Genomic DNA, 19,144 nt, shown 5'->3' with positions numbered 1-19,144 from the left:
ACGACAACATGCGCGTGATGGCTCAGATGGCCATGGTGATGAACCTCGACAAGTGCATCGGGTGCCACACCTGCTCGGTGACCTGCAAGCAGGCCTGGACCAACCGGGCCGGCACGGAGTACGTCTGGTTCAACAACGTCGAGACCCGGCCGGGCCTCGGCTACCCCCGGACCTACGAGGACCAGGACGAGTGGCAGGGCGGGTGGATCCGCAAGCCCAACGGGCGGTTGGCGCTCAAGGCCGGCGGGCGGGTGAAGAAGCTGCTCAGCATCTTCTCCAACCCCAAGCTGCCCTCGATCGACGACTACTACGAGCCGTGGACCTACGACTACGAGACGCTGACGGGGTCCCCGCAGACCGACACCTTCCCGGTGGCCCGGCCCAAGAGCCTCATCTCCGGCAAGAACATGAACGTCGAGTGGTCGGCCAACTGGGACGACGACCTCGGCGGCTCGCAGGAGCACGCGGCGCGCGACGTGATGCTCAAGGGCATCGAGGACAAGGTGAAGCTCGAGTTCGAGCAGACCTTCATGTTCTACCTGCCGCGCATCTGCGAGCACTGCCTCAACCCCTCGTGCGCGGCGTCCTGCCCGAGCGGCGCGATCTACAAGCGCGAGGAGGACGGCATCGTCCTCGTCGACCAGGACCGGTGCCGCGGCTGGAGGATGTGCGTCTCGGGCTGCCCCTACAAGAAGGTCTACTTCAACCACAAGACCGGCAAGGCCGAGAAGTGCACCTTCTGCTATCCGCGCGTGGAGGTCGGCATCCCGACCGTCTGCTCGGAGACGTGCGTCGGCCGGCTGCGCTACATCGGACTCGTGCTCTACGACGCCGACAAGGTGCTGGAGGCGGCGAGCATCGAGGACGAGCACGCGCTGTACGACGCCCAGCGCGCCTGCTTCCTCGACCCGCACGACCCCGCCGTGCAGCGGGCAGCCGAGCAGGCCGGGATCCCGGGCGACTGGATCGAGGCCGCGAAGAAGTCGCCGGTGTGGGCGCTGATCAACACCTACGAGGTCGCCCTGCCGCTCCACCCGGAGTACCGCACGATGCCGATGGTCTGGTACATCCCGCCGCTGTCGCCGGTCGTCGACGTCGTACGCGACACGGGTGAGGACGCCGAGGACCGGGGCAACCTGTTCGCCGCCATCGACACCCTGCGCATCCCGGTGGAGTACCTCGCGAACCTCTTCACCGCCGGCGACCCCGTCCCCGTCGACCGCGTGCTCAAGAAGCTCGCCGCGATGCGGTCCTACATGCGCGACATCAACCTCGGCCGCGACCCCGACGAGTCGATCCCGGCGGCCGTCGGGATGACGGGGGAGCAGATGTACGAGATGTTCCGCCTGCTCGCGATCGCGAAGTACGCCGAGCGCTACGTCATCCCCGCGGCGCACGCCGAGCAGGCCCACGCCCTGGAGGAGCTCGCCACGGACTGCCCTGTCAGCGACTACGGCGGCGGGCAGCAGGACCTCTTCGGCGAGGGCTCCGGCTACCCGACCCCGGTAGCGGTCGAGAACTTCCGGATGCTGCAGGACCGCCAGACGTCCGACTCGATCGCCGCGCCGGACGACAAGGGGTCGCGGGTCAACCTCCTCAACTGGGACGGCAAGGGGACGCCGGACGGGTTGTTCCCGCCGCGCGAGGGCGGGGGACGTGCGTGATGTTCCCCCGCCGCCGTCGGCAGGCCCGACCCGACCAGGACGCCGTACGCACGTGGGCGGTCTGCTCGGCCCTCCTCGACTACCCCACCGAGGGGCTGCTCGCCTCGCTCGACGACCTGGCCGCGCTGGTCCCCGGGCACCCGCACCTGGGGCCGCTGCTCGATCACGTGCGGCGCACGCCGCTGGCCGGGCTGCAGCAGGACTACGTCGCGACCTTCGACCACACCAGGAAGTGCGCGCTCTACCTGACCTACTTCGCCTTCGGGGACACCCGCCGGCGGGGAGCAGCGCTCGTGCAGTTCAAGGAGGCCTACCGCCGCGGCGGCGTCGAGTGGGACGACGGCCTCGGTGAGCTGCCCGACCACCTGTGCGCGGTGCTGCAGTTCGGCGCGACCGTCGATCCCGACATCGCCCGGTCGCTCCTCCTCGAGCACCGCGCCGGCGTGGAGATGCTGCGGCTCGCGCTCACCGGCTGGCGCAACGACGACGGCTCCACCGGGTCGCCGTGGGCGGGCGCGCTGCTGGCCCTGTGCGACACCCTCCCCGAGTTGGCCGGGGCCGACGCCGACGCCGTACGCCGACTCGTCGAGCAGGGGCCACCCGCCGAGGAGGTCGGCCTCGCGGGCTACGCCGCCGACCCCGCCCTGGCGTCCGGGCCCGCCCTCATCTCGTCCGCCACCATCCCCGTAGGAGCGCCGCGGTGAACGTCCTGCTCTGGGTCATCGTCCCCTACCTGTGCCTCGCCGTATTTGTCGTCGGGCACGTGTGGCGCTACCGCTACGACAAGTTCGGCTGGACCACGCGGTCCTCCCAGCTCTACGAGGACCGGCTCCTCCGGCTCGGGTCGCCGCTGTTCCACTTCGGCATGCTCGGCGTGGTCGGCGGCCACGTCATCGGACTGCTCGTGCCGCGGTCGTGGACCGAGGCGGTCGGCATCGGCGACCACCTCTACCACTACGTCGCCGTGGTCGGCGGTCTCGTCGCAGGGGCGATGGCGCTGGTGGGCATGGCGATCCTGATCTACCGACGGCGCACCGTCGGACCCGTGTTCTCCGCGACCACGCGGATGGACAAGGTGATGTACGCCTTCCTGGCCGCGGCCATCGTGCTGGGCATGTGGAACACCATCGCCGGGTCGATCTTCAGCCTCGGCGGTGAGTACAACTACCGCGAGGGCGTCTCGGTCTGGTACCGCTCGTTCCTCGCCTTCCAGCCCGACGCCGACCTGATGGCGGACGCTCCGGTCGGGTTCCAGCTGCACGCCCTGGTGGCCTTCGGCCTCTTCGCCCTCTGGCCGTTCACCCGGTTGGTCCACGTGTTCTCCGCGCCGGTCGGCTACCTCACCCGTCCCTACATCGTCTACCGCTCCCGCGATGAGCGTGCGCTCGGCAGCGCCGCTCCCCGTCGCGGCTGGGACGAGGTGCCACGATGACCGCAACGACAGATCCCGGAGGACCACGATGAACAGCACCCCGCTGGAAGCGCTGGTGGACGAGCACCTCGCGGCGGCGCGCCGCACCAGCGCCGGGCGCAGCGCCCACACCGTCTACGGCGGGCAGGGCCACGTCCTGCGGCAGACGCTGATCGCCCTCGTTGCGCACCGCCGGCTCGGCGAGCACGACGGCCCCGGGGAGGCGACGCTGCAGGTGCTGCGCGGCCGGGTGAGGCTGCACGCAGGCGACGAGACCTGGGATGGCGAGGCCGGCGACCACGTCGTGATCCCGCTGGTCCGACACGACCTCGAGGCTCTCGAGGACGCCGCCGTCCTGCTGACCGTCGGCCTGCACGGCGTGCCGGGGGCCTGACCGGAACCGACCGGTCAGGTGAACAACGCGTCGCCGTAGCGCACCACGAGGAGCAGGAAGATCCCGTAGAGCCACACCACCGCTGCCAGCAGGTCGAGCCGGTGCCGGACCACCTTCTCGAGGAGGGGGCGGGCGGCACGGGGCAGGGGCAGGTTGCCCATGAGCACGTTGATGCGGGTCATCTCGACGAAGACGAACGTGGTGGCCACGGTGACCAGCAGGCACCACGGGCACACCGCACCGATGTGGAAGACCGCCTGGTGGAGGAGCCAGTACGCCAGGGCCAGCCCGAGGGTGTAGCCCACCTGGGCGGCCAGCATCAGCCAGCGCGGGAAGCGGACGCCGGCGAGCCCGGCGACGGCGAGCGTGATCACGACCGGCTCGCTGACCAGGCCGAGGAACGCGTTGGGGAAGCCGAAGACCGACGCCTGCCACGAGCTGCCCACCGTTCCGCAGCTGACCACCGCGTTGATGTCACAGGTGAAGGCCGCGTCCTGGTCGCCGGCCAGGGTGACGGCCTCCGTCGCGAGCACGAAGGAGGCGACGAGGCTGGCCGCCGACCACACGAGCATGCCCACCCACGAGCCCCTCGTCGTCGCCGGCGGACCGGTGGGCCCGGCCGACGGTGGCAGCGGCTGCGTTCGTGTGGTCATCCGGGTCCTTCGTGGGTCCTTGCGTGCGTCCGACGTGGTGTGACCACCCTCCCGGTCCGGCACGAGGGGCGCCGTGGTCCAACGGCCCCGAGGTCGCGGGCCCAAGGTCCCGAGTCGTCACGGCCAGGAGCCGGTTGAGAACACCGGTGCGGTCGGGGATGCTGCCCGGGTGACCGTCGGACTGCTGCTCGCCGCAGGAGGGGGGAGGCGCTTCGGCGGCCCCAAGGCGCTGGCTCGCGACGACGACGGCACCTCGTGGCTGCTGCGCGCGGTGCAGGCGCTGCTCCCGTGCGAGGAGATCGTGGTGGTGCTGGGGGCAGAGGCAGGGCGTGCAGCGGCGCTGCTGCCGATGTCGGTCTCGCGCATCCGCTGCGACGACTGGGCCGAGGGGATGGGCGCCTCCCTGCGCACGGGGCTCGAGGCGCTCTCCTACACCGACCACGACTCCGTGATCGTCTCCCTGGTCGACCTCCCCGACGTCGACGCGGCCGTGGTGCTCCGCGTGCTCGACGCCGCGCAGGGACGCACGAGTCTCGCGCGGGCGTCGTACGACGGGGTGCCGGGACACCCGGTGCTCCTCGGCCGCGACCACTGGGCCGGCGTGATGGCGTCGGCGACCGGAGACCGCGGGGCGCGCGACTACCTCGCGGCGCACCAGGTGGAGCTGGTCGAGTGCGGCGACCTCGCGACCGGCGCCGACGTCGACTCGCGGTGACCCGGCTGTCGAGGACGTCCCGGCCAACGTCCGGCCAACGTGGTGGGTCGTAGCCTGAGCCACATGCAGGGGATCGACTCCGCCGCCGACGTCGCGGCCCGGCTGGGCGCGACCGGCTACCTCTCCGACGACGAGCTGGCGACCGTCGTCTTCCTCGCCGCGCGGATGCAGCGCCCGCTGCTCCTGGAGGGCGAGCCCGGCACCGGCAAGACGGCGCTCGCCGAGGCGCTCGCGCAGAGCCTGGAGCTGCCCCTGGTGCGGCTGCAGTGCTACGAGGGCATCGACGCCAGCCAGGCCCTCTACGACTGGGACTTCCCCCGCCAGATCCTGCACCTGCGGGCGCTCGAGGCGGGCGGCGACGTCGACCCCGACGAGGCGGAGAAGAGCCTCTACGACGAGCGCTTCCTGCTCGCGCGACCCGTCCTCGCCGCGCTCCGGCAGGCGCCGGCGGTGCTGCTGGTCGACGAGGTCGACCGCGCCGACGACGAGTTCGAGGCGTTCCTGCTGGAGGTCCTGTCGACCTGGCAGGTGACCATCCCCGAGTTCGGCACGGTCACCGCCCCCGAGCCGCCCCTGGTCGTGCTGACCTCCAACCGCACCCGCGAGCTGCACGACGCCCTCAAGCGCCGCTGCCTCTACCACTGGATCGACCACCCGGGTCTCGAGCGCGAGGTCGAGATCGTCCGCTCCCGCGCCCCCGAGGTCAGCCAGGCGCTGGCGCGCCAGGTTGTCGAGGTCGTGCAGCAGCTCCGGCAGCGCGACGACCTGCTCAAGCCGCCGGGCGTGGCCGAGACGCTCGACTGGGCGCGCGCTCTCACCTACCTCGGCACCACCGACCTCGACCTGGCGTCGGCGGCCGCGACCCTCGGTGCCCTGCTGAAGTACCGCGAGGACGCCGACCGGGTGCGGGCCGCGCTGGACCGGATGCTCTCGCGATGAGCCTCCCCGACGCGAGCACCGTGCGCCACGGCGCCGACGAGGTGCTGCTCGGGTTCACCCGGGCGCTGCGGGCCTCCGGGGTGCCGGTGACGCAGGACCGAGCCCACGGGTTCCTGGCGGCGGTGTCCGTCGTCGGTGCCGACGACCGCCAGGCGACCTACTGGGCCGGGAGGGCCACGCTCTGCGGGTCGCCCGACGACCTCGCGCGCTACGACCAGGTGTTCGCGGCGTGGTTCGACCCGCGCGACGGGCTGCCGCAGGCCCGCCAGCGCGAGACCTCGCGTCCGTCGACCGCCCACCTGCTGCCCGAGGCCGAGGGCGGTGGCGCCGGCGGGACCGAGGAGGAGGACGTGGTCCGCGCGATGGCGTCGGAGGCCGAGGTCCTCCAGCACCGCGACGTCGCCTCGCTCGACGCGGCCGAGAAGCGGCGCCTCGCGGGGATGTTCGTCCGGCTCTCGCTGCACCCGCCGGAGCGTCGTACGGCCCGGCACCGCCGCTGGCACCGCGGCGAGCTCGACGCCTCGCGCACCCTGCGCAACTCGCTGCGCCACCTCGGCGAGCCCGGGCAGATCGCCTGGCGCCGGCGCGGCACCCGTCCGCGCCGGGTGGTGCTGCTGGTCGACGTCAGCGGGTCCATGACTCCGTACGCCGACGCGCTCCTGCGCCTGGCCCACCGGCTCACCCGCTCGGCGCGCCACTCGGGCGGCACGGTCGAGACCTTCACCGTCGGCACCCGGCTGACCCACGTCACCCGCGCGTTCGGGACTCCCGACGCCGACCGCGCCATCATCGCGGCCGGCGAGGTCGTGCCGGACTGGTCCGGCGGCACCCGGCTGGGGGAGACGCTGCGGGTCTTCCTCGACCGGTGGGGGCAGCGCGGGATGGCGCGCGGCGCCGTGGTCGTCGTCTTCAGCGACGGGTGGGAGCGCGGTGACGCGGGGCTCCTCGGTGAGCAGATGGAGCGGCTCCAGCGGGTCGCCCACCGGGTGGTGTGGGTCAACCCGCACCGCGGCAAGGCGGGCTACGAGCCGCTCCAGGGCGGCGTCGTGGCCGCGCTGCCGCACTGCGACGACTTCCTCGCCGGGCACTCGCTGGCGACCTTCGCCGAGCTGACGGAGGTGATCGCACGTGCGTGACGTGCTGCCCGAGCTGATGCAGTGGTGGGAGGCCGGCGAGACGGTCGGGGTCGGCACCGTGGTGGCGACCTTCCGCTCCGCCCCGCGGCCCGCCGGCGCGTCCATGCTGGTCGGCCCCGACGACACGGCCGTCGGCTCGGTGTCGGGAGGCTGCGTCGAGGGCGCGGTCTACGAGCTGGCGCAGTCGGTGGTCGCCACCGGAGAGCCGGTGCTGGAGCGCTACGGCGTCTCCGACGACGACGCGTTCGCGGTCGGGCTCACCTGCGGCGGCATCCTCGACGTCTTCGTCGAGCGGGTGTCGCGGGAGAGCTTCCCCCAGCTGGGCGAGGTCGCCGCCGACATCGAGGCCGGCCGACCGGTGGCCCTGGCGACCGTGATCGAGCACCCCGACCCGACCTGGGTGGGGCGCCGCCTGGTGGTGCGGCCGGAGGGCCCGGCCGACGGCAGCCTCGGCTCGCCGCGCGCCGACGCCGCGGTCCACGACGACGCCCTCGGACTGCTGGCGGCGGGCACCAACGCCACGCTGACCTACGGCCCCGACGGCGAGCGGCGCGGCGAGGGCATGCGGGTCTTCGTCTGGGGCTTCGCCCCCAAGCCGCGGATGCTGGTCTTCGGTGCCATCGACTTCGCGGCCGCCGTCGCCAAGGTCGGCTCCTTCCTCGGCTACCACGTCACGGTGTGCGACGCCCGTCCCGTCTTCGCGACGACGTCGCGGTTCCCGGGAGCCGACGAGGTCGTCGTCGACTGGCCGCACCGCTACCTGCAGGCCGAGGTCGACGCCGGACGCATCGACCGGCGCACCGTCTTGGCGGTCCTCACCCACGACCCGAAGTTCGACGTGCCGCTGCTCGAGGTCGCGCTGCGCCTCGACGACGACCTGCGCCCCGGCTACATCGGTGCGATGGGCTCGCGCCGCACGCACGACGAGCGGATGGCACGACTTGTCGAGGCCGGCCTGGACGAGGCCGAGCTGTCGCTGCTGTCCTCGCCGATCGGCCTCGACCTCGGTGCCCGCACCCCCGAGGAGACCGCGGTGTCGATCGCGGCCGAGATCGTGGCGCGCCAGTGGGGTGGCTCGGGGGAGCGGCTGGCCGCGACCCAGGGGCGCATCCACCACGACGACTGACTGCGTCCCTCGGGGAGGTCGCTGTCGTGGAGCTGTCGAGCCTGGTGGCCGTGTTCGGGCATCCGGACGACGAGTCGCTGGCCGCGGGCGGCATCCTGGCCCGACATGCCGCGGCGGGGGCGCGGACGGCCGTCGTCACCGCCACGTGGGCGCCGAGCACGCAGCGAGCGGCCGAGCTGGCTGAGGCGCTGCGGATCCTCGGCGCCGGCGAGCCGAGGCTGCTCGGGTACGCCGATGCGAAGGCCCCGGAGTCTGCGCCGGGCCGGCCTCGCTGGTGCGACGTGCCGCTGGACGAGGCCGTGCACCGGCTCGTGGTGCAGATCCGCGAGTTCCGTCCGGAGGCGCTGGTGACGTTCGACGCCCTCGGCGGCCTGACCGGACACCCAGACCATGTGCAGACCCATCGCGTGACCGTGCTGGCCGCCGAGGCAGCCGGCCTGGACATCCATCCCGACGCTGGCCGTCCTTGGGCGCCCAGCGCTGTGTACCTGGCGACCCACCCGCTCACGTCGGTGGAGACGATCGAGCAGATCGTCGGCGCCCGCAGAGCCGTGAACGCGACTCCCGACGAGGACGTCACCGACCGGGTGGACGTCTCGCCGTGGCTGGAGCAGAAGGTGGCCGCCATCCTGGCCCACCGCTCGGAGGTCGACCGCGGCGCTCTTCCCGGGCTCGTCGCCCGCCTGTCGCCGATCGACCGTCAGGCACTTCTGTCGACGGAGTGGTTCATCCGTCGTCCGGCGCGGTGAAGCTGGGTCGGTTGGTCGGGGGCGCGGTGAGGCGGCGCGGTGAGGCGGCGCGGTGAGGCGGCGCGGTGAGGCGGCGCGGTGAGGCGGCGCGGTGAGGCGGCGCGGTGAGGCGGCGCGGTGAGGCGGCGCGGTGAGGCGGCGCGGGGCACCCGGCGGTACGTCCGCGGTCTGCTGACTGGCCTGCGTATTGATCCGGACGTGCCTGTGACCCCGTCAGTGGTGGCTGGCGGGGTGGTGGGGCGGGGTCATGGTCGGCGGGGGCGTGGGATGCCGGGCGGATCAGCTTGGTCGATCGAGCTCGTGCCGGTGCGGTCGCGGCGGTAGCGGTAGCCGTGCGGGCTGGTCCACTCGTAGATCCCGGGTGCGACCATCGCGTAGCGCCAGGCCGAGTGCGTCTTCAACCGGTGGTGGAACCGGCACAGGCAGGCCAGGTTCCACGTGGCGGTGGGTCCGGGTTGGGGCCGACCTTCGGCTTGCGCGTCGGGGTCGTGCGGGATGACGTGGTCGATGTCGGCTCGCCGCGCGGGGCGGGTGCACCACGGGAAGACGCAGGTGCGGTCTCGGAGGATGACCTGCTCGCGGAGCTTGTCGGGGACCTTGTAGGCGTCGGCGTGCAGCTGGGTGTTGAGGTCGATGACGGGCTTGATGGTGACCTTCGTCCGGGAGTCGGCACACCACGACCTGATCTGGTCCAGCAGCACCAGCCGCTGGCCCTCCTCGAGCCGTCCGGTCGGTCCGAAGACGGTGGTGTCGCCGGACCAGGTGGCGTCGACGTGGACGTGGAGCACGACCTCCCGCGCGGCCGGCAAGCGCTGCGGGTCGGCGCCCGTGTCGCTGTCGGTGCTGGTGTCGGTGTCGGTGGCCGCGGTGCCGGTGCCTTGGGTGTGGAGGTCGAGGGCGGTCTGGGTGCGGGCCAGGTCCCCGAGGGCCTTGGCCCGGCGGACGTTCAGCGACTCGGTGGAACCGAGTGCCTTCAACGTGGCCGCACCGTGGGCCAGGGCGCGGTCGACGTCGAGAGCGTCGGCGATGCCGAGCTCGGCCTCCATCCGCATCGTCCCGGCGTAGTGGACGTCCTGGGTGTCGATGCTGGCGTGGCGGGGGTCGACGTGGAGCCAACCGTCCTCCGGATCCGCTGTCGGGTCAGGCTCGGCGAGGTCGTAGCGCTTGATCGCCTCCGCGACGAGCCGGTCGAGCTGGGCGGGGCCGACCTTCCCGGCCACGGCGGCGACCTGGGCGTCGACGAACGCCGCCGCCTCACGGGTCAGCGACGGGCACGAGTGGATGGTGGTCTCGGCCACCGCGCGGGCCCGCCAGGCTGGGACCCGGCCGGCGTAGACCTGTGCCCACAGGCGTGGGAGGCGGTGGCGCAGCTCGAGGGAGTGGCCGATGAGCTTCTTCGCCGCCGTCGTGGACACCCCGAGGACGCCGCCGAGCTCGGCGACGCAGAACTCGGCCACCAGCGGGCATCCCTCACCCGCGATGGGCTCCTCGTGCTCCCGGCCGCCGGCGGGGATCGAGAACACGGCCGCGTCGTGGATCGACTCCGGCGGGTGCAGGTCGGCCCACTGCGCGGCGAGGAGGAGCTGGCGGGCGGCCTCGGCCTGCTCGGCGTCGCGGGAGGCCTTGATCGTCGCGAGCAGACCAGCGGCGGTGAGGTCTTCGACCTCACCTGCTCCGGGCCCCGCCAGCGTTTCGATCATGTGTTCGATTGTACGGTGGACCACCGACAGCGGCCGCTGCCGAAACGGCCCGGGTGTGGACGGTCGCTGAGCGACTTTCGGACGCGTTTCGGGACGGGACTTCGTCCCTCCTGAACCAGCGAGGGTGGCGGGTGCTGGGTCTCGATACGCCCGCTCGTTCCTCGCGGGCTACTCGACCAACGAGGGCGGCGGGCGAGGGGTCTCGATACGCCCGCGCGTTCCTCGCGGGCTACTCGACCAACGACTAACGCGGGCGCCACCAGCGGGCGGTGAGGGGACTTCGTCCCTCCTCAACCAGCGGGGTGCGGGGTCTCGATACGCCCGCTCGTTCCTCGCGGGCTACTCGACCAGCGAGGGCGGCGGGGGTGGGGGATCTCGATACGCCCGCTCGTTCCTCGCGGGCCACTCGACCGGCGAGGTGGGCGCCGAGTTGGTGCTGGCGCAGCACCTCGCCTACCTTCTTCGGGATGTTTTCCACCCCCGTGCTGCCCCGTGCCCTCGTCCGCCCGACCGTCCTCGCCGTCCTGGCCGCCCTGCTGCTGGCCGGCCTGGCGCTGGGCGGCGCTCCCGCACAGGCGGGCGACAAGGGCGACAAGGGTGACAAGGAGCGGAAGCGGGCGTACGCCTCGGGTGAGCGCTTCGCCGTCGCGACGCTCAACCTCAAGAAGGGCATGCGGGTCGCGGGCATGCGCCACGACATCGGCCAGGTGCTCGACGGCGAGGCCTCGGTCATCGGTTTCCAGGAGCGGCTCTTCAGCCGCCCGGCGCTGCGCGCGGCCCTGCCGAAGTCGTGGACCCTGCTGATGCCGAAGGGCCCGACCGGCACCGACGACAACCCGATCGCCTTCGACAAGGACGTCTGGGAGCTCAGGAAGACCTGGGCCGCGCTGTTGACCGGCACGACCTGGCGCAGGCAGACCGGGCAGATCGCCCACGACCAGTACGGCGTGGTGGCCGTGCTCCGGCACCGGCAGACCGGCCACACGATCCGCGCCGTGAGCTTCCACCTGCCCAACCACCTCCACAACCGTCGCACCGGCGGACCCAACTACGCCAACCGCGGCGGGGTCCAGGCGATGTGGCGGATGGCCAGCCGGGTCCGCTTCCTCAAGGAGGACGCCCCGAAGCCCCAGCAGTTCGTCGCGATGTGCGACTGCAACGTCACGGAGAACCGGGACACGGGCGACCACCTCGTCAAGGGGCGGATCACCAGGCCCTTGCGCCTGGAGACCAACTACACCGGCCGCAAGGGTGGATCCGGCATCGACTACGTGATGGGCGAGCGCGACTCGGCCTTCCGCATCCACTCGTTCCTCTCCTACCGCAACCTGGTCACCGACCACCCGGGCATCGTCGCCACCTTCGCGCGCGCCCGCTGAGCCGGGCCGGGCTGCCCCGGTCCGGGCTGCCCAGGCCGGGCGGCACCCGCTCCACGAGCGACCTCCGGGCGACCTCCTGACGCAATCCCTGTTGTGCTCGTCACACTCGGGCTAGGTTGGCCGCGACCACCGGGAGCCGCCATGACCAGCGATGACCTGCACGCCCGACGCGTGGACGCCGTCCGCGCCTGGACGCGCTTCGTCGAGGCCGGCGACGCCGACGCGGTGCGGCCCGAGATCCTCCGCAGCTGGGAGCTCTCGGGCGTCGTCTCGCCGGGGGTGGCGCAGGCGCCGCTCGACGACGAGGGCGACACGGCCGACTTCTGGGCCGCCTCGCCGCTGCAGACCGCGGTGTCCCGGGTCCAGGACGAGCTGCGGCGCACCGCCGAGGACGGCGACCTGGTCATTGCCGTGACCGACGACCAGACCCGGATCCTCTGGACCTACGGGGGACGCGTCATGCGGCGCAAGGCCGAGTCGGTGAACTTCGTCCCGGGCGGCCGGTGGGACGAGCGGAGCGTCGGCACCAACGCGCTGGCCATCGCGGGCCGCACGGGCGCTCCGTCGATGGTCTTCAGCGCCGAGCACTACGCCGAGGTGGTGCACAACTGGGTCTGCTGGGCGGCCCCGGTGTTCGACCCGGTGACCGGCCGCTCGCTCGGGGTGATCGACCTGTCGACGACCTGGGACCGCACCCACCCCATCGGGCTCGCGACCGCACGCGTGATGGCGCGACTCATCGAGGGCGCGCTCCCCGCTGATCGTCGTACGACGCTGGGCGGGGACGTCGCGCCGGCCGAGCCCGGCCTCACCCTGACCCTGCTCGGCACCGCCCAGGTCTGGCTCGACGGGCAACGGCTCCTGCTCAACCGGCGGCAGACCGAGATCCTCGCCCTGCTCGCCCTCCACCCCGCCGGCCTCTCGGTCGAGCACCTGCACGCCCTGCTCTACGGCGACGCGTCGGTCACCACCTCGACGCTGAAGGCAGAGGTCTCGCACCTGCGCGCGGCCCTCGCGGGGCAGCTCTCCTCGCGTCCCTACCGGCTCACCATGCCCGTGACGACCGACGTCGAGGAGGTGCAGCGGCTGCTCCGCCGGGGCGACGTACGTGCCGCCGTGCGGGCCTACGGTGGCGACCTGCTCCCCGGCACCGACTCGCCCGCCCTCGTGCAGATGGGCGACTACCTCGCCGTCAGCGTGCGGGAGGCCCTGCTGGCGCACCCGGACGCCGACGCGGTGCTGCGCTACAGCGAGCTCGCGCCCTACGACACCGCAGTGGTCGAGGCGTGCCTGGCGGCCCTGCCGGTGCACCACCCGGTCGCCCCCCTCCTGAAAGGGAAGCTCGCCAGCCTGCGCTGAGCCCTCCCATTCTGGGTAGATCGAGTAAATGCAGTGGACCGCTCGGGTAGCGGTGCACGATCCTGCGTCGAGGCGCCGCACCGGGGGGTGCGGCCACGTACGAGGGAGCAAGAATGACCGCAACACGACGAGCGATGGCGGCAGGAGCCGTCGTCCTGCTCACGGGGAGCCTCCTGGGCAGCCCCACCGCGGGTGCCGCCACGGCGCCCGAGCCGACGACGGTGGCGAAGAAGCTGGTCTCGCCGCTCAGCATGGTCGTCGCCGGCGACGGCACCGCCTACGTCGCCCAGAACTTCGCCGGGCTGCTCACTGCGGTCGCGCCCGGGGCCAAGCCGGAGGTGGTGTTCGCTGCGAAGAAGGGCACCGAGGTCGGCGCCGTCTCCGAGGCCGGCGGCACCGTCCGGTTCGCCACGACCAAGGGAGCGAAGACCGCCCTGTGGTCGATGCGCCCGGGCTCGAAGCCCACGAAGGTGGCCGACCTCTCGGCCTTCGAGGCCGACCGCAACCCCGACGCCGACGTCGCCTACGGCTTCGAGGGTGGTCTCGACCCCGCCTGTGCCGCGCAGATGCCGCCGGAGGTGCCCGCGTCCTACACGGGCGTCGTGGAGTCGCACCCCTACGGCTCGACCGTGCACAAGGGCACGACCTACGTCGCCGACGCGGCCGGCAACACGATCCTGTCGGTCAAGCCCAACGGCAAGGTCAAGACCCTGGCGGTCCTGCCGCCCGTGCCGGTGGTCGTCACCGCGGAGGCGGCCGCGGCCACCAAGCTCCCGGCCTGCACGGTGGGCAAGACGTTCAACTTCGAGCCGGTGCCGACCGACGTCGAGGTGGGCAAGGGCGGCTGGCTCTACGTCACGCTGCTCCCCGGAGGTCCTGAGGACGGCAGCACCGGCGCGCAGGGTCGCCTGGTCAAGGTGAAGGCCAAGACCGGCAAGGTCCGTGAGGTCGCCTCCGGCTTCGCCGGCGCGACCGGTGTCGCGGTGGCGGACAACGGCGACGTCTACGTCGCCCAGCTCTTCGGCGGCCAGGTCTCGCGCATCAAGGCCGGTGCCACGAAGGCCAAGCCCTACGCCGAGGTGATGATGCCGGCTGCGGTCGAGTGGGCCGACGGCGACCTCTTCGTCAGCGCGCAGGTCCTGTCGCAGAAGCCGAAGGGCGTCGTGCTGCGCTACTGAGCAGTGACCTCCGTGCGTGTGGGGTGGCGGACCCGGTCTGCACCGACCAACCGGGTGCCAACCGACCCGGCCTAGCGTCGGCGTCGAGTGATCCACCTCACACGCACGGAGGAGACGCATGACCAAGATCGAACTCACCGTCGACGGGGCCGCGGTCTCCGACGACGTCGAGCCCCGGATGCTGCTGGTGCAGTACCTGCGGGAGAAGCTCGGCAAGACCGGAACCGTGATCGGGTGCGACACCTCGAACTGCGGAGCGTGCACCGTCCACCTCGACGGCACGAGCGTCAAGTCGTGCAACGTGCTCGCGGTGCAGGCCAACGGCCGCACCGTGACCACCATCGAGGGCCTCGCCGACGCGGCGGAGGGCGAGCTGCACCCGGTCCAGGAGTCCTTCCGCGAGTGCCACGGCCTCCAGTGCGGCTTCTGCACGCCGGGGATGATCATGCAGGCGGTCGACCTGCTCGCGGAGAACCCGCACCCGAGCGAGGAGGAGGTGCGGCTCGGCATGGAGGGCAACCTCTGCCGCTGCACCGGGTATCACAACATCGTCAAGAGCGTGCTCCACGCCGCCGACAAGACGGCGGGAGGTGTGTCGGCATGACCGCGACCCAGGACCGGCCGGCCGCCGAGATCGGCAAGGACCGTCGCCGCAAGGAGGACCAGCGGCTGATCACCGGACGCACCCGCTGGACCGACAACATCACCCTCCCGGGCATGCTGCACCTCGCGATGGTGCGCAGCCCCTTCGCCCACGCCACCATCACGTCCATCGACGTCGACGCCGCCAAGGCCTCGCCCAACGTGGTGACCGTGCTGACGGGCAAGGACTTCGGCGAGGAGCTCGGCGTCAACATCAACGCCTGGCCCATCACCCCGGACCAGAAGGCGCCGGTGCACTCGCCGATGCCGGCCGACCGGGTCGCCTTCGCCGGTGAGGTCGTCGCCGTCGTCGTGGCCCGCAGCGCGGCCGAGGCCCGTGACGCGGCCGAGCTCGTCGACGTCGAGTACGACGAGCAGCCGGCCGTGCTGGGCATCAAGAACGCCCTCAAGGACGAGGTGCTCGCCCACCCCGACCTCGGCACCAACAAGTCGGCGCTGTGGATCTTCGACTCCAACGACGCCGGCACGGGCAGCGACGTCGAGGCGGCCATCGAGGAGGCGCGCAGCAACGGCATCCTCATCGAGCGCGAGTACCGCCAGCAGCGCCTCATCCCCGCCTTCATGGAGCCGCGCAGCGTCGTGGTGGACCCGACGGGCGAGCAGCTCACCATGTGGTCGGCGACCCAGATCCCGCACATCCTGCGGTTCGCGCTGGCTGCCACCACCGGCGTACCGGAGTCGAAGATCCGCGTGATCGCCCCCGACGTCGGTGGTGGTTTCGGCGGCAAGCTCCAGACCACGCCGGAGGAGTGGATCGCATGGGCGGTGGCGCGCCGGCTGTCGAAGCCGGTGAAGTACACCGAGACCCGCAGCGAGAGCCTCATGTCGGCCCACCACGGCCGCGACCAGGTGCAGACGCTGACACTCGCCGCCGACAAGGACGGCAAGGTCACCGGGCTCAAGGTGCACCTCGACGCCGACATGGGCGCCTACATCTCCATCGTGGGCGGGGGCGTGCCGGTGCTCGGCGCCTTCATGTTCAACGCCATCTACAAGTTCCCCGCCTACCGCTTCGAGTGCCAGACGGTGCTCACCAACAGCACCTGGACCGACGCCTACCGCGGCGCCGGCCGGCCGGAGGCGACGTACGCCATCGAGCGGCTCATGGACGAGCTCGCCGCGGAGGTCGGGGTCGACCCGCTGGAGATCCGCGAGCGCAACTGGATCACCCACGAGGAGTTCCCGTTCACCACGGTGGCGGGCCTGGAGTACGACACCGGCAACTACGAGGCGGCGACCGCCAAGGCCAAGGAGTCCTTCGGCTACGACGCGCTCCGTGCGGAGCAGCGGGAGCGGCGCGAGCGCGGCGACCGGGTCCAGCTCGGCATCGGCGTCTCGACCTTCACCGAGATGTGCGGCCTCGCGCCCAGCCGGGTGCTCGGCAGCCTCGACTACGGCGCGGGCGGCTGGGAGCACGCCAGCGTGCGGATGCTGGCCACCGGCAAGGTCGAGATCGTCACCGGCGCCAGCGCCCACGGGCAGGGCCACGAGACCGCCTTCAGCCAGATCGTCGCCGACCGGCTCGGTGTCCCGTTCGAGGACGTCGAGGTGCTGCACGGCGACACGCAGATCTCGCACAAAGGCCTCGACACCTACGGGTCGCGGTCGCTGGTGGTCGGCGGTGAGGCGCTGGTCAAGGCGGTCGACAAGGTCGTCGACAAGGCGCGGCACCTCGCGGCGCACCTGCTCGAGGCCAACGCCGACGACCTCGACTACTCCGGCGGGCGCTTCACCGTCCGCGGCACGGACCAGGGAGTGGCGATCCAGGAGCTCGCCACGGCGGCGTTCGCGGCGCACAACTATCCCGAGGACATGGAGCCGAGCATCGACGCCGAGGCGACCTACGACCCGGTGAACTTCAACTACCCCCACGGCACGCACCTGTGCGCGATGGAGGTGGACACCGAGACCGGTGCGGTGAAGATGCGCAAGTACACCTGCTGCGACGACATCGGCACGATCATCAACCCGCTGATCGTCGCCGGCCAGGTCCACGGCGGACTGGTGCAGGGCATCGCCCAGGCACTCTGGGAGGAAGCGGTCCACGACGAGTCCGGCACGCTCGTGAGCGGATCGTTCGTCGACTACCTGCTGCCGACCGCGGCCGACACCATCTCCTTCGACGTCGTGCACACCGACGACCCGAGCGTGTGCACCACCAACACCCTCGGCACGAAGGGCGTCGGCGAGGCGGGCACCATCGCCTCCACCCCGGCCGTCGTCAACGCGGTGGTCGACGCCGTACGACACCTCGGCATCAACGACATCCAGATGCCGTGCACGCCCGAGCGCGTGTGGCGCGCCATCGAGGGCAGCCGGGCCGGGGGAGCGACCGACACGCCCTCGGACGCGATGCCCCACTTCCAGGAGGGCGCCCTCAACCAGGACAGCACGGAAGGAGCAGGCCAGTGATCCCGGTCAAGTTCGACTACCTCGCCCCGACGTCGGTCGAGGAGGCGCTGGCCGCCCTCGGCGAGCACGGCGACGACGCCAAGATCCTCGCCGGCGGGCAGAGCCTGCTCCCGGTGCTGCGGATGCGGCTGAACGCCCCCGAGGTGGTCATCGACCTGGGCGGCATCTCGTCCCTGCGGGGCATCCGCGACGACGGCGACGCCATCGTGATCGGTGCCATGACCACCCACCACGACGTGCGCGACGACCACCTGGTCAAGCAGCACGCCCTGCTGCTGTCCAAGGCCGCCGCGGAGGTCGCGGACTCGCAGATCCGCCACCGTGGCACCTTCGGCGGCGCGCTGGCGCACGCCGACCCCGCGGGCGACCTCGGGGCGCCGGCGCTGGCGCTCGGCGCGCAGTTCGTGGTCGCCGGTCCCGGCGGCACCCGCACGGTGGAGGCCTCCGACTTCTTCGTCGACCTGTTCGAGACCGCCATCGGGGACGACGAGATCCTCACCGAGGTGCGGATCCCCAAGCACACCGGCTGGGGCGCCCACTACGAGAAGTTCGTCCGCGTGGCCCACCAGTGGCCGATCGTCGCGGTCGCCGCGACGGTGCGCGGCTCGATCGACGAGGCGCGGGTCGGGCTGACCAACATGGGGTCGACCCCGCTCCGGGCGACCGCCACCGAGCAGGCCCTCGCCGGGGTGTCGGCGACCGAGGACGGCGTACGCGAGGCGGCGCAGCTCGCGGCCGACGGGACCCACCCGCCGTCGGACCTCAACGGCGCGGCCGACTACCGCCAGCACCTGGCCCGCGTCCTCACCGGGCGGGCCGTGCTCAGGGCAGCGGGGGTCTGAGGGTGGAGCTGAGCCACCGCTTCACCGTCCCCACCGGGGTCGAGGAGACCTGGGCGCACTTCCAGGACATCTCCTCGGTCGCCGAGTGCTTCCCGGGCGCCCAGGTGACCGAGGCCGACGAGAACTCCTTCTCCGGGTCGGTGAAGGTGAAGCTCGGTCCGATCGCGCTGCAGTACAACGGCAGCGGCACGTTCGTGGAGAAGGACGCCGCCGCCCACCGCTTCGTGGTCGATGCCAAGGGCAAGGACAAGCGCGGCAACGGCACGGCGGGGGCGAAGGTCACCGTCTCGATGACCGACGCCGGCGGCTCCACCGACGTCTCGGTGGACACCGACCTCGCCATCACCGGCAAGCCCGCGCAGTTCGGGCGCGGGGTGATGCAGGACGTCTCCGACAAGCTGCTCGGGCAGTTCGTGAGCTGCCTTGAGCAGCGGCTGGGTGCGCCGGAGGCGGCAGAGGCGGAGGAGGCGGCGGCCCCAGCGGCTCCCGCGGCCCCAGCGGCCCCAGCGGCCCCGGGGCCGGTGCAGCCCGCGCGGCCGACCGCTGTGCCGCCCCCGCCGCCCCCAGCGGCTCCGCCGAGGGAGGCCGAGGCGCTCGACCTCGGCAGCGCGGTGCTCCCGGTCCTGGTGAGGACCTACTGGAGGCAGGCGCTGGCCGGGATCGTCGTCCTGCTCGTGCTGCGCCGACTGCTGCGGAGGTCCTGAGTAACGGTCTGCTTGTGTCAAGGGGGCGGGCGGGCAGGCGCGGCTGACCGCTCGTCGTCGGGCGGTTTGGGGCGGGTCGTTGCTGTCGGCGCTGGTGGCGTTCCGGCGGTGCTCACTGAT

18 protein-coding genes are annotated in these 19,144 nt (G+C 72.2%); 16 read left to right on the top strand and 2 right to left on the bottom strand.

All coding sequences use genetic code 11. The features are described 5' to 3' along the window. Nucleotides 1–8: 8 nt before the first annotated feature. The 4 genes from narH to NCI01_RS07170 are packed head-to-tail and all read left to right on the top strand — an operon-like array spanning nt 9 to nt 3,469. Nucleotides 9–1,664 carry a nitrate reductase subunit beta gene (gene narH / locus NCI01_RS07185; protein ID WP_254180803.1) on the top strand — a complete coding sequence of 552 codons (1,656 nt, stop codon included), beginning with the start codon at nt 9–11 and terminating at the stop codon, nt 1,662–1,664. After that, nucleotides 1,664–2,368, top strand: a complete 705-nt coding sequence (gene narJ / locus NCI01_RS07180; protein WP_254181228.1) for a nitrate reductase molybdenum cofactor assembly chaperone — start codon at nt 1,664–1,666, stop codon at nt 2,366–2,368. Before narH ends, narJ begins: the two co-directional genes overlap by 1 nt. Further along, a complete protein-coding gene (gene narI, locus NCI01_RS07175; RefSeq protein WP_254180802.1) occupies nt 2,365–3,096 on the top strand; it encodes a respiratory nitrate reductase subunit gamma in 732 nt (243 codons plus the stop codon). Before narJ ends, narI begins: the two co-directional genes overlap by 4 nt. Nucleotides 3,097–3,124: 28 nt before the next feature. After that, on the top strand, nt 3,125–3,469 hold the full coding sequence (locus tag NCI01_RS07170) for a cupin domain-containing protein (protein WP_254180801.1): 345 nt from the start codon (nt 3,125–3,127) through the stop codon (nt 3,467–3,469). Between the two features lie 14 nt (nt 3,470–3,483). Here the strand turns inward: NCI01_RS07170 and NCI01_RS07165 are convergent, their stop codons facing one another. Further along, nucleotides 3,484–4,122 (bottom strand): vitamin K epoxide reductase family protein, encoded by a 639-nt coding sequence (locus NCI01_RS07165; RefSeq protein WP_254180800.1) that lies wholly within the window; start codon nt 4,120–4,122, stop codon nt 3,484–3,486. Between the two features lie 169 nt (nt 4,123–4,291). Between NCI01_RS07165 and NCI01_RS07160 the strand changes: the two genes are divergently transcribed. From NCI01_RS07160 to NCI01_RS07140, 5 genes are all read left to right on the top strand, one after another. Beyond that, entirely contained in the window at nt 4,292–4,837 is a 546-nt protein-coding gene (locus NCI01_RS07160) for a nucleotidyltransferase family protein (protein ID WP_254180799.1), read from the top strand. A 63-nt stretch (nt 4,838–4,900) separates the two neighbouring features. After that, the gene (locus NCI01_RS07155; protein ID WP_254180798.1) at nt 4,901–5,776 is read left to right on the top strand and encodes an AAA family ATPase; all 876 of its coding nucleotides are present in this window, start codon (nt 4,901–4,903) and stop codon (nt 5,774–5,776) included. Further along, on the top strand, nt 5,773–6,912 hold the full coding sequence (locus NCI01_RS07150) for a vWA domain-containing protein (RefSeq protein ID WP_254180797.1): 1,140 nt from the start codon (nt 5,773–5,775) through the stop codon (nt 6,910–6,912). The genes NCI01_RS07155 and NCI01_RS07150 overlap by 4 nt, the downstream gene beginning before the upstream one ends. Further along, a complete protein-coding gene (locus NCI01_RS07145) occupies nt 6,905–8,038 on the top strand; it encodes an XdhC family protein (protein WP_254180796.1) in 1,134 nt (377 codons plus the stop codon). Before NCI01_RS07150 ends, NCI01_RS07145 begins: the two co-directional genes overlap by 8 nt. 26 nt (nt 8,039–8,064) lie before the next feature. After that, nucleotides 8,065–8,787: a PIG-L deacetylase family protein gene (locus NCI01_RS07140; RefSeq protein WP_254180795.1), complete on the top strand. Its 723-nt coding sequence runs from the start codon at nt 8,065–8,067 to the stop codon at nt 8,785–8,787. A 245-nt stretch (nt 8,788–9,032) separates the two neighbouring features. On the opposite strand, the gene NCI01_RS07135 is transcribed toward NCI01_RS07140, so the two are convergent. After that, nucleotides 9,033–10,487 (bottom strand): HNH endonuclease signature motif containing protein, encoded by a 1,455-nt coding sequence (locus NCI01_RS07135; RefSeq protein ID WP_254180794.1) that lies wholly within the window; start codon nt 10,485–10,487, stop codon nt 9,033–9,035. A 467-nt stretch (nt 10,488–10,954) separates the two neighbouring features. Between NCI01_RS07135 and NCI01_RS07130 the strand changes: the two genes are divergently transcribed. From NCI01_RS07130 to NCI01_RS07100, 7 genes are all read left to right on the top strand, one after another. After that, nucleotides 10,955–11,866 carry an exonuclease/endonuclease/phosphatase family protein gene (locus tag NCI01_RS07130; RefSeq protein ID WP_254180793.1) on the top strand — a complete coding sequence of 304 codons (912 nt, stop codon included), beginning with the start codon at nt 10,955–10,957 and terminating at the stop codon, nt 11,864–11,866. 141 nt (nt 11,867–12,007) lie between these two features. Further along, complete coding sequence (locus tag NCI01_RS07125) at nt 12,008–13,225, top strand: sigma-54-dependent transcriptional regulator family protein (RefSeq protein ID WP_254180792.1); 1,218 nt, start codon at nt 12,008–12,010, stop codon at nt 13,223–13,225. A 113-nt stretch (nt 13,226–13,338) separates the two neighbouring features. After that, entirely contained in the window at nt 13,339–14,403 is a 1,065-nt protein-coding gene (locus NCI01_RS07120; RefSeq protein ID WP_254180791.1) for a ScyD/ScyE family protein, read from the top strand. Between the two features lie 118 nt (nt 14,404–14,521). Further along, nucleotides 14,522–15,007: a (2Fe-2S)-binding protein gene (locus NCI01_RS07115; protein ID WP_254180790.1), complete on the top strand. Its 486-nt coding sequence runs from the start codon at nt 14,522–14,524 to the stop codon at nt 15,005–15,007. Then, a complete protein-coding gene (locus NCI01_RS07110) occupies nt 15,004–17,478 on the top strand; it encodes a xanthine dehydrogenase family protein molybdopterin-binding subunit (protein ID WP_254180789.1) in 2,475 nt (824 codons plus the stop codon). The genes NCI01_RS07115 and NCI01_RS07110 overlap by 4 nt, the downstream gene beginning before the upstream one ends. Further along, nucleotides 17,475–18,320: an FAD binding domain-containing protein gene (locus NCI01_RS07105; protein WP_254180788.1), complete on the top strand. Its 846-nt coding sequence runs from the start codon at nt 17,475–17,477 to the stop codon at nt 18,318–18,320. Before NCI01_RS07110 ends, NCI01_RS07105 begins: the two co-directional genes overlap by 4 nt. Before the next feature lie 2 nt (nt 18,321–18,322). Next, nucleotides 18,323–19,024, top strand: coding sequence for an SRPBCC family protein (locus NCI01_RS07100; RefSeq protein WP_254180787.1), 702 nt, complete (start codon nt 18,323–18,325; stop codon nt 19,022–19,024). Nucleotides 19,025–19,144: the final 120 nt, after the last annotated feature.

This window comes from Nocardioides pinisoli (assembly GCF_024199985.1).
GTDB classification, from domain to species: Bacteria; Actinomycetota; Actinomycetes; order Propionibacteriales; family Nocardioidaceae; genus Nocardioides; species Nocardioides pinisoli.
This window is presented reverse-complemented; position numbering and strand designations above follow the sequence as displayed.